We start from the raw sequence: 13,464 nt of genomic DNA on the forward strand, positions 1-13,464 counted from the left end.
CCGCCGCCGGATCAACGAGCCTCGTAAAGAGGGCGCCATTTGGAGGGGACGATGCGAAAGCCAGTTTTCACGCTTGCGGTCTCGGCGCTCATGCTCGCCGGCGTCTTGGGAACGGCGAACGCCGAGAAAGCCTACGGTCCTGGCGTCAGCGACACCGAGATCACGCTCGGGGCCAACGCCCCTTACAGCGGCCCGGCGTCGATCTATGCGAGCTTCCCGAAGACCATGCTCGCCTACTTCGAGATGCTGAACGAGAAAGGCGGCATCAACGGCCGCCACATCAATTTGCTGACCCGCGATGACGCCTATAGCCCGCCCAAGACCGTCGAGGTGACGCGCGCACTGGTCGAGAACGACAAGGTGCTCGCGATCATGGCGCCGTTCGGTACGCCGACCAACGCCGCAATCCAGAAATATCTCAACGGTCAAGGCGTTCCCCAGCTTTTGGTGCAAAGCGGCGGCACGCGCTGGAACGATCCGAAACAGTTTCCCTGGACGACGCCCTACTCGCCGACCTACGTCAACGAATCCAGGATCATCGCGCGCTACATCCTGCGCGAGAAGGCAGGTGCCAAGATCGGCGTCCTGATGCAGGCCGACGACATCGGCAAGGATTTCCTGCTCGGCCTCAAGGAGGGACTCGGCACGAAAGCCGACACGATGATCGTCAAGGAGGCGATGTACCAGTCGACCGAGCCCACCATCGATTCGCAGATCGTGAATCTCAAGGCGTCCGGTGCCGATACCATCCTGATCGCCGCACAGAACAAGTTCGCGTCGATGGCGATCCGCAAAATCCACGAGCTCGGATGGCAGCCGCTGATCTTCCTCGGCTCGACCGCGAATTCGATCGGCGGCGTGCTGGTGCCGGCCGGGCTCGAGGCGTCTACCGGCATTCTGACCACCACATCCTACAAGACGCCCAACGACCCGACCTGGGCGAACGACAAGGGCATGATCGACTATCTCGCCTTTGCCGCGAGATATCTGCCGGGCATGGACCCGAACGACGTGATCGCGGTTACCGCCTATACCACCGCGCAGCTCGGCGCGATCATCCTTGAACGCTGCGGCGACAATCTCACGAGGGAGAACGTGCTGAAGCAAGCCACCAATTTGAGCGGCATCGCGCTGCCGATGCTGCTTCCGGGAATCACGATCCAGACCACGCCACAGGACTATGCGGCGATCACCGAGCGCCGTTTCGCTCGCTTCGACGGCAAGACCTGGGTGCTGTTCGGCGCCATCGTCGGCGCGGGGCCGGCAAAGGATTGACCGGCGCGACGCATCTGATGACCGGGACGGCTTGAACAAGGAACAAGAACAATGCTGACAGCCCAGGATGATCTGATCGGCCACCAGACGCCGCAGCCCTTTGCCAAAGCGGGCGGCGGTGACATCAGGTTCACGGAGCGCTACTGGTACACCGCGCATCCGATCGACGGCACCGAACTGCTGATCGATATCGGCCTCGGCTATTACCCGAACCGCAATGTGATGGATGGATTTGCCGGCATCACCGTCGGCCGCCGCCAGCACAATTTCCGTGCCTCGCGGCGGCTCGGGACGAACCCGCTGGAGACGTCGGTCGGCGGCCTCAGAATCGAGATCGTCGAGGGCATGAGCCTGCACCGGCTGTCACTCGCCGAAAACCCGTCAGGAATAAGCTTCTCGCTCGAATTCAAGGCGAGCTTTCCTGCGGCGCTGGAGAAGCAGAATTTTCGCGAGCGCAACGGAGTCGTCGAGGAGGATCTCGCCCGCGTCTCTCAGTTCGGCCGCTGGCGCGGATGGATCGTGGTCGACGGCCGCCGCTACGACATCGAGCCCGAGCTATGGTGGGGCCAGCGTGATCGCTCCTGGGGGCTGCGCTCCGAGATGCGCACCGACGAAACAAGGCCGCCGGTTGCGACCCACCGGAACTTCTTCTGGACCTGGTCGATGTTCCAGTTCGAACAGTCCGCGCTGTCGATCTTCATCAAGGAGCGGATGCCCGGCAAGCCGCACTATCTCTCTGGAACCGAATTTCGCCGCGAGGCCGACGGATCGGTGTCACATCGCGAGGTCACCTCGGTCGAGCACGGGATCGAATGGGCCGACGATCCGCTCGGCCAGACCATCGCGGCGGCCGATTTCACCTTCACATTTGATCGTGGCTCCCCCCGTCACGTGAAGATGCTGGGCTTGCCGATCCGGTTCTATCTCAAAGCCGGCATGTATGGCGGGCTGCAGGGCTGGGCCCATGGCGACGACCGCGGTGAGAGCGATGCCGCGCACGACATCTGGAATCTTGACGATGCCGCGACGCGCGCCATCGCACGCACGCTGTCCGACCATGTCGTCCGGCTCGAAAGCGGCAGCGAGACAGGCATTGGAATCAGCGAGTACGGCGTGGCGGCCGGCTATCCGCGGTATCCGGGCCCACAGAAATTCCCGGCAATGTGATCGGGATGGACGGGCAAGACCCTGGCAGCGCGGAGAGCGGCGGAACGGCGTGCGATCCGTGGGACAATGAGGATATCGCAGCGCTGGTCTCGCTCGAACCGATCGCGCCGCTGCGTTATCGCAGCCGCTTCGGCGACGCCAATCTCAACGGGCGCTCCTATGGCGGCCAGATCCTCGGACAGGCGATGATGGCGGCAACGCTGAGCGCGCCTGACGATCGCCCGGCCGCGATGCTGCAGCTCACGTTCCTGCGCGGCGCCGATCCCGACCGGCGCATCGCGTTCGACGCTAAAGTTCTTCTGGATGGCAAGCGGTTCTCCTCCCGCCAGGTCGTCGGCGCTCAGGATGGGCGCGCAGTTGTGAGCGCGCAGGCCACATTCTGCGCGCCGCAGCCCGGTCCGCGTCACGCAGTGCGGTTCGCGCGGCTGGAAGAGCCCGAGAGCCTGCCCGAACTGAGCACGATACCGGACGCGCTGATGGCGCAATTGCGGCCGCTCGGTCCCTACTCCCGGCACATCAAACCATGCATGGATTTTCGTATCCCCGAGATCGAGCTCCAGCTTTCCGCCGAAACGGCGCAGCCGCGTCTGCGATTTTGGCTGCGAAGCAGGCAGAGGCTTGCCCCCGGCTCCCGCGCCCAGGCCGCGATATTCGCCTATCTCTCGGATTGGTGGCTCAACTTCTCGAGCGTCGGCGGCCATCTGCGCGAATTGCAGTCCCGCGAACCGCTCTATCTGTCGAGCCTCAACCATTGCATCTGGTTTCACCGCGCATTTTCGCCTGACACCTGGATGCACATCGAAGCCGAAAGCCCCTGCGCCGACGGCGGCCGCGGCCTGTCGATCGCCCGCGTTCATGACCGTGACGGATCGATGCTTGCGACCTCGATCCAGGAAACCCTGATGGTTCATCCCGACGGCGATGCAAGAAAGCGCCGCGGCGTGACGCGTTGAGATTGAGACCACGCCCTGACCATTGCCGGATTCCGGCTCGCGAACTGCCCCAAAGTTCCATCGTGTGTTGAATCCCGGCAACACCGTCCGACAAAATGCGCGATCACGCCGATTGCGTCATTTGGAATCACGACTGCGCCGCATCACGGTTCAACTCTGCGTGCGGGTGGTCGCAAACACAGTATTGGGGAAAGTCTTCATGCAGCAGGAACCGTTGGGCGCGCGGAGCGCGGAGCCGTCTGGATTTGTTTTCCATTTCCAGTTTGCCAGCAATGGCACGCGGCGCGCGTGCAGTCTGACCATCCAGGCGGACAGCGCCAATGAGGCGGCGAAGATTTTTCGCGACAATTGGATGACGATCGAATCGATGGCCCGCGACGGCGTGAGCACGGGAACGATCAACTCGGCGACTGTCGTCCTGGCAGCCAATTGACGCCCACACCGATCGGTCGGACCGGCTCACACTGATCCGCGCGCAATCTGCGACCGTTTGACGCGCCGATGCAAGCGCGCGCCGATCAGGCACTCTCCACGCATGCCGCGTGCAGACGAGCACTCGCGCAGCAGTGCATGGCGCTGCCGCTGATTAGAAAGATTCAAATCCATCACTGCTTAGAGAGATTCAATTCCATTGCGGTTCTTTTCGTCACGCGCGGCTGCTAGAGGCGCGGTCGGAAATGAAATTCACTGACTGGAATTGAAAAGTGATTGTTGACGCTGATGGCCGGCTTGTCGGAGACCATCGAACGCCTACCGACAAGAGTCGCACCCACCTGCTGATCGGCGCGGCCTTCCTGCTCACCGATCTCTCCTGTGCAGTGGTGCCCGCGAGCGCGCAATCGAGCGTCGCGCTGCCGCCCGTCACGGTGGAATCGCCGACGAAAAAGCGCCAGCCCGCGAATGCTGCAGCAAGACCGGCGCAACGGACACAGGCAGCCGGCGCTGCCCGCCAGCGCAACCGGAATGCCCAGCCGGCGCAACCGACACCATCGGAGCGCGCCGCCGCCGCTGCCGCGGTGCTGAACGAAGCCAAGCTGCATTATCGCGCGATGCCGAGTTCCACCACGCTGCGCAGCGGCGCCTCGCCGCTCGATACCGTGCAATCCGTCGCCGTCGTGCCCGAGCAGGTGCTGAAGGACCAGCTGCCGCGCAACCTCGACGACGCGCTGGCGAATGTCAGTGGCATCACACAGGCCAACACGCTGGCCGGCACCCAGGACGCCGTCATGCGCCGCGGCTTCGGCGACAATCGCGACGGCTCGATCATGCGCAACGGCATGCCGCTGGTGCAGGGCCGCAGCCTCAATGCCGCGGTCGAGAGCGTCGAGGTTTTGAAAGGTCCGGCCTCGCTGCTTTACGGCATCATGGATCCCGGCGGCATCGTCAACACCATCAGCAAGCGCCCCGAGCTCTATCAGCACGGCTCGGTCACCCTGCTCGGCTCGAGCTACGCCGGCCCCAAAAGCGGCGCCGACGGAACGATCGATATCACCGGCCCGATCGGCAAGGACGGCCTCGCCTATCGCTTCATCGGCTACGGCGTGAGCGAGGATTATTGGCGCAACTTCGGTCGGCACCGCGAGATGCTGGTCGCGCCGTCACTGGCCTGGTATGGCGAGAACACTACGGTTCAGCTCAATTACGAGCATCGCGAGTTCATCACTCCGTTCGACCGCGGCACCGCGTTCGACCCTGTCACCAAGGCGCCGCTGGCGATCCCGGCGACGCGCCGGCTCGACGAGCCCTTCAACAACATGTGGGGCACCTCCGACCTGATGCAGGCCTCGGTCGAGCATCGCCTCAATGAAAGCTGGAAGCTGTTCGCCGCCTACAGCTACAACACCGAGACGTTCAGCGCCAACCAGCTCCGCATCACTGGCATCAACACCAAGACTGGCGTCGAGACACGCAGCGACGACGGCACGCAGGGCTCGCTGAGCAATTCGAGCTACGGCACCTCGTATGTGCAGGGCAATTTCTGGCTCGGCAACATGCGCAACGAGGTGCTCTTCGGCGGCGACGGCCAATACCGCACGATCTACCGCGACAATCTGATCCGGCAGGCGACCCCGAGCTTCAACTTCTACAATCCAGTCTACGGGCTGATCGGGCCCGGCACGACGGTATCAGCCGTCGACAGCGCCCAGACCGACAAACTTGGCCAGTGGTCGCTGTTCTTCCAGGACACGCTGCATCTCACCGAGTGCTTCGCGCTGGTCGGCGGCGTGCGCTACGCGGATTACGACCAGATCGCGGGTAAGGGGCGACCGTTTATCACCAACACCAATCTGAGCGGTGACAAGGCCCTGCCGCTCGGCGGCGCCATTCTCAAGCTCAACGAGCAGGTGTCGCTATATGCGAGCTACACCCAATCGCTGAAGCCAACCTCGACCATCGCACCGCTCACCGGCGGCGTCGTGATCGGGTCCAACATCGCACCCGAAGAGGGCGTCCAGTGGGAGACCGGCGTCAAGTTCGACGTCAACAAGCGCCTGTCAGGTACGCTCGCTCTCTATGATATCGACAAGACAAACGTGCTGGTCTCGCAGCTCAACGCCGCGACGGGCATTGTCGAGTATCGCACGGCCGGCAAGGTCCGCTCGCGCGGCGTCGAGTTCGACGTCACCGGCAGGCTGACCGACAATTGGAGCACGATCGGCAGCTACGGCTACACCGATGCGCGCGTGACCGATGATCCGACGCTCGGCGGCAAGCAATTGCAGAATGTCGCCCTCAACACCGCCTCGCTCTATCTGGTCTACGATTTCGGCACCACCCTGCCCGGCCAGCTCCGCCTCGGCGGCGGCGCGCGCTATGTCGGCGACCGGCCGGGCGACGCGAACAATACGTTCGTGCTGCCGTCCTATACGGTGGCGGACATCTTCGCGACCTACGAGACCAAGGTCGAGACGTTCCCGGTCATCTACCAGTTCAACGTCAAGAACCTGTTCGATAAGGTCTATTATCCTTCAGCGGTCAGCAATCTGGCTGTTGCGATCGGCGACGCGCGGCGCTTCTCGCTGTCGGCGACGGCGAAATTCTAGCGATGCGCGCGCCTCGGACAGCGATTGCCCTGCTGGTCGCGTTGGCGTCCACCATCGTCGGCTGCACGGCGGTCCGTGCCGACGAGATCACCCTTTACGCGACCCGTGAAGCCAGCCTGCTCGATTCGGTCATCGTGGCCTTCACAGAGACCAGCGGCATCAAGGTCAGGACCGTTTTCGTCGAGGACAGCCTGGTCAAGCGGCTGACCTCGGAAGGCGACGCGTCGCCCGCCGATGTCCTGCTGACCATCGGCCTCGACAAGACCACCCAGCTTTCGACACGCGGGCTGACGCAGGCGCTTGCATCGCCGCAACTCGATCAGGCGGTGCCTGCGAATTTGCGTGACGACGGTTCGCAATGGATCGCGCTTACCCTTCGTCCGCGCGTCGTGATGGCGCGCAAGGACAATCCGCTCGCCGCAATCGACTATGAGGATCTCGCGGATCCCAAATGGCGCGGCAGACTGTGCATGCGCCCGGCCCTGCACCAGAACAATGTCGCGCTGGTCGCTGCCTACCTCGTGCATCACGGCGCCGAGGCGACCGAGGCCTGGCTCAACGGTCTGAAGGCCAATCTCGCGCACAAACCCGATGGCAAGGACAATGACGTGATCCGCGAGATCGCGGCAGGTGCCTGCGAGATCGGTATCGGCAATACGGTCGCGCTGGCGCAGCTCCGTGACGGGCGCGAAGGCGGCGACTGGCGCAGTTGGGCGCTGACCGTGAAGGCGGTACCGACTGTGTTCAAGGGCGGCGGCAGTCACGTCAACCTGACTGGCGCGGCGATCGCAAGGCGTGCACCCCACCCGGCGGCCGCGCGAAAGTTCATCGAATTCCTCCTCACGCCGGCGGCGCAGACGATCTTTGCCGGTGCCGAGCTGGAATATCCGGTGCGCGCGGCGGCGGAGCGCCACCCGATCCTCGACGAGATCGGATCGTTCCCGCCCGACGCGCTGCCGATCGACGAGATCGCAATGAATCATAAGGCCGCGATCGCGCTGATCAAGAAGGTCGGCGTCGATGAGTGAAGCCTGGCGCGCAACCAAGACCGTGCTGTTGCAGGTCCATTCCGTCATCGGCCTCGTGCTCGCGCTGCTGTGGGCCGTGGTCGGGATCACCGGCGCGACGATGGCCTTCGAGGACGAGATCGAGGCGAGCCTGAATGCCGGCATCATGCGCGTCGAAGCCAGCGTGACGCGACGGCTGACGCCGGATGAACTGGTGGCGCGGGTGCAGGCGGCTGGCGACTTCGGCAAGGCGTCGGCCGTGACCATGGCAAGCGATCCATCGGCCGCAGCGCATATCCGGTTTGCCCGCACCGAGGGTGGCGCGCGGCCGTCCTCGGTCTATGCCGACCCCTATAGTGCGCATGTGCTCGGCTCACCGCGCGGCGAGGTCTTCTTCGCCACCGTCCGCAAGCTGCATCGCTGGCTGTTGCTGCCCGGCGACGGCAATGGCTACGGCCGCAAGATCACCGGCACCGCCGCGATCTGCCTGATGGTGATGCTGATCACGGGCCTCGTGCTGCGCTGGCCGCACCGCGCGCGCAGCGTGAAGATGTGGCTGAAGCCAAATCTGGGACTCCGCGGCCGCGGCCTGCACCGCTCGCTGCACGCGGTCATCGGCATATGGGTGCTGCCGATCTACCTGGTAATGACGCTCACCGGCCTGACCTATTCGTTCGAGTGGTACAAGGACGGCGCCAAATGGCTGCTCGCGCGCCCTGTGACCACGGCGACGGCGATGCAACCGAAGCCGCCGCGCAGCGCGGCGGCGGCCGACGCAACGACAGATGCGAAGACCGAAGCGAAGCCACTCGGCTTCGACCGCGTCTGGGCCACGTTCCTGCAACAAGAGGGCAGCCGTTACGGAAGGGCCCTGCTGACGCTGCCGGCCGGCGCCGGCACGGCCGTGCGCGTCAGGTCTTGGGCGCAAGATTCGTCACTGGACACCGTACGCGACGAGTTCCGCATCGATGCCGTCACAGGGCGGGTGATCTCCGTGGATCTCTACGCGGACAAGACCTTTGGCGAGCGCGTCCTCGCCAGCGTGCTCGACATTCACCGCGGCGCCATCCTCGGATGGCCGGGCAAGCTCGCCTTCATGCTGGCCGCGGCGCTGATGCCACTGTTCACAGTGACGGGCCTGCTGCTCTATCTGTCGCGCCGCCGTCTCACGCATCCGCCCGTCGGGCGTCTGGTCCCGGGCGAATGAGAAGGACGAGCGGGGCGTTTCGCGTTCCGCTCGCGGCGGCGGCGAAGAAACTCAGGGGCGCTGCGTGACAACACCGGTCGCGGTGGCAAAACCCTGCAGGGTTCTGATCCGCTTTTCGAGCCACCAGCCAAACTCGGGTGACCAGTCTTCGAAACGCTGGTTGACGCCGAGGTCGTGGGCCCAGTGCTGAGCGATGTTGGGATTGAACTGTGACTGGCGGCCGACCGCGATAAGATCGGCCTGCCCCTTCTGCAGGATGGCTTCGGCCTGCTCTGCCTCGAGAATGATGCCGACGGCCATGGTGGTGATATCAGCTTCCTTGCGAACCCGCTCCGCGAACGGGACCTGAAATCCAAGGCTGCGCGTCACCTGGGCTGCGGTCGCAGCACCAGAGATACCGCCCGAGGAGCAGTCGATGACATCGACGCCGCGCGCCTTCAGTTCGTGCGCAAAGGCGACCGTGTCGTCCATATTCCAGCCCTCCACGGTCCCGTCGACGGACGAGACGCGCACGAACAGCGGCATCGATGCGGGCATCTCGCGGCGCACCGCCTCGACAATCTCCAGCGGCAGGCGCATGCGCCTGGCCCGGTCACCGCCGTACTCGTCATTGCGCGTGTTGGAAACCGGCGACAGAAACGACGCCAGCAGATAGCCATGCGCGGTGTGGATTTCGATGGTGTCGAACCCGGCATCAACGGCGTGTCTCGCGGCGGCCGCCCAGGTGCCGACCATCGCCTTGCATTCGGCCGTGGTCAGCTGCCGCGGCGTCAGCCAGCCTTCGGCGACCGGTCCGGCCGTCGGTCCGACCGGCTGCCAGATCTTGGCGCCGGCTTTCAGATTCTCCTCGGTCAGCGGCCCCATGCCCTGCATGGCAGTTTGCGACGAAGACTTGCGCCCGCCATGGGCAAGCTGAATGCCTATTGCGGTGCCCTGGCGCTTCATGAAGGCAATCAGCGGCTTGAAGCTTTCGGCTTGCGCATCGTTCCAGATGCCGAGGTCATTTTCGTTGATCAGTCCAATGTCCTCAACCGCCGTCGCCTCGACAAAGACCAGCCCGAAGCCGCCCAACGCATAGCGGCCGAGATGAACGACGTGAAACGTGCCACAGGTGTGTCCGGGGTCGCAGCGATAATGCACCATCGGCGGCACAACGAGGCGATTTTTCAGCGAGAGCCCTCGAATCGTGAGCGGCTGGAACAGCATCGGCCGCTCCATTGTCTCGCCATTGATCATTCCGTCGGTCATTCCAGCTTCTCCATGCATGCTATGGCCGCCAGGGGCGGTCGAGATTTGCGCCGCCGCTCATCGATCACACCACCCACTCGGCCTTGATCGGAGCGCGAGCGGACCGGCCGTTCGGATCGGGCGTCTTCCAGGAGGACAATTCGACGAGGCCAATCGGCGCCACGCGGTCGAGTTCAGCCCCTTCCACATCGCGTGCGATGATGACAAGGCCGGACGGCGCAGCATCGACGTGAAGCGGGCGTGGCAGCGAGAACGTCGTGCCGACGCACTCGATCAGGAGCGGCCGTTCGCTCTCCATAACCCGAACCAGTCCCTTGATCCGCAACAGGCGTTCGCCGAGCGCGCCGGCCAGATTGTCGAGCCAGGCCGCGAGATCAGGATAGGCGACCTCGCCCACGGGCCTCGCAAGACAGAGCGCAATGCGCGGATGCACGTTTCCCGGAGCGCCGGCGATCTCGAACCGCGGCGGCGCCGTCAACGGAGCAAATGCCGCAACCACCGTGCCGGCGCGATCTGCTGACACAACCACCTCGGCGAGCGGGTTGATATCCGCGATCACAGATGGCGCGCCGGCCAACTCCACCGATGTGACAAGATCGGCCTTGGTCGCGACGATGCGATGCGCGGCGGTCCATTGCGCCACCGCCTCCTCATAGGCCGCGACCTCGCCGCCGTGCTGGAGATCGAATGTGCCGATCACGGCCACCCGTATCCGGTGCTCGGCCAATGTCGCGAGCGTCCGCAGCACCGGCCCGGGCATCGAAAGTCCACTGGTCTCCAGAATGATCCGGCGCAACGGGCCCGCCCCGGGCGGCCGCGGCGTCATGATCAACCGGTCGATGGTGAAGGCGAGATCGCTGCCGATCTGGCAGCAGACGCAGCCATTTGACAGCATCGCGATCGGCAGATCGGCGTCACTCTCACGCAACACGACGCCATCAAGCCCGATCTCTCCGACCTCGTTGACGATGACAGCCGTGTCGGCTGCCTCGGGACGACAGAGAAAGTCACGCAGCAGCGTGGTCTTTCCCGAGCCCAGGAATCCCGTCAGCACGAAGAAATCGAGCGGCTCGCGGTTCATTCGGCCGCGGCCCGCGCGGCGAACTTTTCCGGAACGTCGCTCTCCCAACTCGCCTTCACGAGCTCGCGGACATCGGCCAGCAATTCCTCGGTGTCATAGATGATCCCGTCCTTGATGGTGTATTTCAGGCCGCGATGCCATTCGACCGCGTTGGTCGCGTCGTTGAACCGCATCGCGCCGGTACCGTAGAGCAGCTTGAAGTCGGTGAGCGGATTGTAATCGTGCACCAGAAGGTCGGCGCGCATACCGACATCGATGGTGCCGACCTCGTCCTGGATCCCGCACAGCGCCGCACCTTGCGAGGTCGCGGCGCGGATCACTTCCAGCGGATGGAAGCCGGCCTCCTGCAACAGTTCGAGCTCGCGGACATAGCCGAAGCCGAAAATCTGGTAGATGAAGCCGGAGTCGCTGCCGGTACAAACGCGTCCTCCCCGGTTCTTGTATTCGTTGATGAACGCCATCCACAGCCGGTAGTTTTCTTTCCACTCGACTTCGTTCTGGGTCGACCAGCGATACCAGTAGGAGCCGTGGCCGCCGCGCTGCGGCGTGAAATAGTCCCACATCGACTTCCAGGTGTAGTCCTTGTGCCAATAGGCTTGGCGCGCGCGCATCAGGTCGCGATTGGCGTCGTAGATTGTGAAGGTCGGAACAAAGGTGAAGCCGATCTCAAGGAATTTCTCCAGCGTCTCCTCCCATTTGCGCGAGCCGGGCTTGGCGGCCTGCCCGAACATTTGGCCCGAGACCGAGAAGCGGAAATATTCGTCGGTATAATTATAGTCGAGCGGGAAATTCTGGACGATCCGATCCTCGTACAGCGCTTCGGGCAGGCCGTAATAGTGCTCGGCGCTGGTCAGGCCCCAGCGCGCGGTGGTCAGTGCATTCATCCGCGTCACCGCCATCTGCGCGTGGTGGCAGCCGGAGCGCAGGCCGAGTTTCGCGCACTCGTCGAGTGCCGCTTCCATGATCGCAGGTGGCGCGCCGAAGAATTTGATGCCGTCGGCGCCGCGATCCCTAACCTTGCGCAGCCATTCCCGGCCCTGCTCCGGCGTATAGATGGTCTTGATCATGTCGTTGACCGCCGGAAAATAGGCGTAAGCCAGTAGCCGGGGTGCCGCGATGGTGTTGTCCGCCGAGTGCTGGCGCTGGTCGATGACCCAGCCGAGGCCGTTCATCGAGCCCATTTCGCGCACGGTGGTCACGCCGTGGGCGAGCCAGAGCTTGTAGACATAGTCGACCGGCGGCACCCAGCCGTTCGCGGAGTGATAGGCGACGCCGGCATGGGCGTGGCAATCGACAAAGCCCGGCGTCACCCATTTTCCGCGGCAGTCGATCTCGTGATCGGCGGGTTCGCCCGGACCGGCGCCATAGCCTGCGACCTTCTTCAGGCTGACGATGCGGCCATTCTCCACGATGATATCGACCGGGCCGATCGGCGGCGCGCCGGTGCCGTCGATCACCGTGGCGCTGCGCAGCGCCAGCCGCTTGAACGGACCAATGCCGCGGTCGCGCGACGTCGCCTTTGCGACGATCGGTACCTCGCCCTTGTTGCGGATGCGCGCGAGCTCATCGCCCGGCAGAACGTCGGTTTTCGCCTGGTCAGACATCGAGCGTTTCCTTCCCATACAGCGGGCCGCTGGAGCGTTCCGCGGTTATCTCACGCGATAGCGCCGCGCAAAGGCGATGCTGCCGACAATCGTAAAGCTCATGGTCAGCGCGAGCAGCATGAAAGCCAGCGCGGCGCCCATCGGCCAGTTGTTGCCCCGCACAAACTGGTCGAAGATCGCCGGTGCCATCATCTTGAAACGCGGCCCGCCGAGAAGCACCGCAGTTGCATAGGTGTTCATGCACAAAACGAAGACCAGAATTGACCCCGCCGCGACGCCCGGCGCCGACAGCGGCAGGATCACGCGCCAGAATGTCTGCAGAGCGGACGCGCCGAGATTGGCGGCGGCATCCTCGAGGTCGCGGGGAATGCTCTCGATCACCGAAGCAATGGTCAGGATCATGTAGGGCAGCACCACCGCGATGATGCCGAACACGACCGCCTTCGGCGTATACATCAGTGTCAGCGGCTCGCTGATCACATGCGCTTTGAGGAGAACGGCGTTGATCAGCCCGTCGCGCGTAAAGAGGGCCACCCAGCCGGCCGAGCGGACGACATTGCCGACCACGAGCGGAAACAGCGTCGCGATCACGACCAGGCTTTTCCAGCGGCTTTGGAGCCGCCCGACCCAGTAAGCCGCCGGAAACGCGATAACAAGCGTCAACGCGGTGCAGAGCAGCGCCATGCCCAGCGTCGTCAGGATGACCTCCTGATAATAAGGATCCGCCGCTGCGCGTGCGTAATTCTCGAACGAGAACGCCTCGATCATCAACTGTGTCGGACTGAACCGATTGAGCGATATCCGGAACATCAGGAGCATCGGCCCGATCAGGAGCCCAAGCACGAGCAGGCAGGCCGGCAGCACCAGCAACGCCATGC

General features: G+C 64.0%; 11 protein-coding genes. 7 read left to right on the forward strand and 4 right to left on the reverse strand.

Annotated elements, in window-relative coordinates:
- Positions 1-51: 51 nt before the first annotated feature.
- The 7 genes from UP10_RS40900 (at position 52) to UP10_RS40930 (ending at position 8,653) form a co-directional block, all read left to right on the forward strand.
- Positions 52-1,275, forward strand: coding sequence for an ABC transporter substrate-binding protein (locus UP10_RS40900; RefSeq protein ID WP_044592815.1), 1,224 nt, complete (start codon positions 52-54; stop codon positions 1,273-1,275).
- Between the two features lie 51 nt (positions 1,276-1,326).
- A complete protein-coding gene (locus tag UP10_RS42465) occupies positions 1,327-2,442 on the forward strand; it encodes an Rv3169 family protein (RefSeq protein ID WP_050044060.1) in 1,116 nt (371 codons plus the stop codon).
- A 5-nt stretch (positions 2,443-2,447) separates the two neighbouring features.
- Complete coding sequence (locus tag UP10_RS40910; RefSeq protein ID WP_050044061.1) at positions 2,448-3,395, forward strand: acyl-CoA thioesterase; 948 nt, start codon at positions 2,448-2,450, stop codon at positions 3,393-3,395.
- Positions 3,396-3,594: 199 nt separating this feature from the next.
- Positions 3,595-3,828, forward strand: coding sequence for a hypothetical protein (locus UP10_RS44985; protein ID WP_044592816.1), 234 nt, complete (start codon positions 3,595-3,597; stop codon positions 3,826-3,828).
- A gap of 271 nt (positions 3,829-4,099) precedes the next feature.
- Complete coding sequence (locus tag UP10_RS40920) at positions 4,100-6,439, forward strand: TonB-dependent siderophore receptor (protein WP_082077548.1); 2,340 nt, start codon at positions 4,100-4,102, stop codon at positions 6,437-6,439.
- Positions 6,440-6,441: 2 nt separating this feature from the next.
- Entirely contained in the window at positions 6,442-7,467 is a 1,026-nt protein-coding gene (locus UP10_RS40925; RefSeq protein ID WP_044592817.1) for an extracellular solute-binding protein, read from the forward strand.
- A complete protein-coding gene (locus UP10_RS40930) occupies positions 7,460-8,653 on the forward strand; it encodes a PepSY-associated TM helix domain-containing protein (RefSeq protein ID WP_044592818.1) in 1,194 nt (397 codons plus the stop codon). Before UP10_RS40925 ends, UP10_RS40930 begins: the two co-directional genes overlap by 8 nt.
- 51 nt (positions 8,654-8,704) lie before the next feature.
- On the opposite strand, the gene UP10_RS40935 is transcribed toward UP10_RS40930, so the two are convergent.
- The 4 genes from UP10_RS40935 to UP10_RS40950 form a co-directional block, all read right to left on the reverse strand.
- A complete protein-coding gene (locus tag UP10_RS40935; protein WP_245322203.1) occupies positions 8,705-9,901 on the reverse strand; it encodes an NADH:flavin oxidoreductase/NADH oxidase in 1,197 nt (398 codons plus the stop codon).
- A 64-nt stretch (positions 9,902-9,965) separates the two neighbouring features.
- Positions 9,966-10,982: a CobW family GTP-binding protein gene (locus UP10_RS40940; RefSeq protein WP_044592819.1), complete on the reverse strand. Its 1,017-nt coding sequence runs from the start codon at positions 10,980-10,982 to the stop codon at positions 9,966-9,968.
- Positions 10,979-12,586 (reverse strand): amidohydrolase family protein, encoded by a 1,608-nt coding sequence (locus UP10_RS40945; protein ID WP_044592820.1) that lies wholly within the window; start codon positions 12,584-12,586, stop codon positions 10,979-10,981. The genes UP10_RS40940 and UP10_RS40945 overlap by 4 nt, the downstream gene beginning before the upstream one ends.
- A gap of 45 nt (positions 12,587-12,631) precedes the next feature.
- Complete coding sequence (locus UP10_RS40950; RefSeq protein ID WP_044592908.1) at positions 12,632-13,462, reverse strand: ABC transporter permease; 831 nt, start codon at positions 13,460-13,462, stop codon at positions 12,632-12,634.
- Positions 13,463-13,464 lie beyond the last annotated feature (2 nt).

This window comes from Bradyrhizobium sp. LTSPM299, assembly GCF_000938235.1.
Taxonomy (GTDB): Bacteria; Pseudomonadota; Alphaproteobacteria; order Rhizobiales; family Xanthobacteraceae; genus Bradyrhizobium.

Excerpts from the sequence above, each read along its gene's own strand:
- UP10_RS40900 (WP_044592815.1), top strand. The coding sequence starts at position 52 with ATGCGAAAGCCAGTTTTCACGCTTGCGGTCTCGGCGCTCATGCTCGCC.
- UP10_RS42465 (WP_050044060.1), top strand. The coding sequence starts at position 1,327 with ATGCTGACAGCCCAGGATGATCTGATCGGCCACCAGACGCCGCAGCCC.
- UP10_RS40910 (WP_050044061.1), top strand. The coding sequence starts at position 2,448 with ATGGACGGGCAAGACCCTGGCAGCGCGGAGAGCGGCGGAACGGCGTGC.
- UP10_RS44985 (WP_044592816.1), top strand. The coding sequence starts at position 3,595 with ATGCAGCAGGAACCGTTGGGCGCGCGGAGCGCGGAGCCGTCTGGATTT.
- UP10_RS40925 (WP_044592817.1), top strand. The coding sequence starts at position 6,442 with ATGCGCGCGCCTCGGACAGCGATTGCCCTGCTGGTCGCGTTGGCGTCC.
- UP10_RS40930 (WP_044592818.1), top strand. The coding sequence starts at position 7,460 with ATGAGTGAAGCCTGGCGCGCAACCAAGACCGTGCTGTTGCAGGTCCAT.
- UP10_RS40935 (WP_245322203.1), bottom strand. The coding sequence starts at position 9,901 with ATGACCGACGGAATGATCAATGGCGAGACAATGGAGCGGCCGATGCTG.
- UP10_RS40940 (WP_044592819.1), bottom strand. The coding sequence starts at position 10,982 with ATGAACCGCGAGCCGCTCGATTTCTTCGTGCTGACGGGATTCCTGGGC.
- UP10_RS40945 (WP_044592820.1), bottom strand. The coding sequence starts at position 12,586 with ATGTCTGACCAGGCGAAAACCGACGTTCTGCCGGGCGATGAGCTCGCG.
- UP10_RS40950 (WP_044592908.1), bottom strand. The coding sequence starts at position 13,462 with ATGGCGTTGCTGGTGCTGCCGGCCTGCCTGCTCGTGCTTGGGCTCCTG.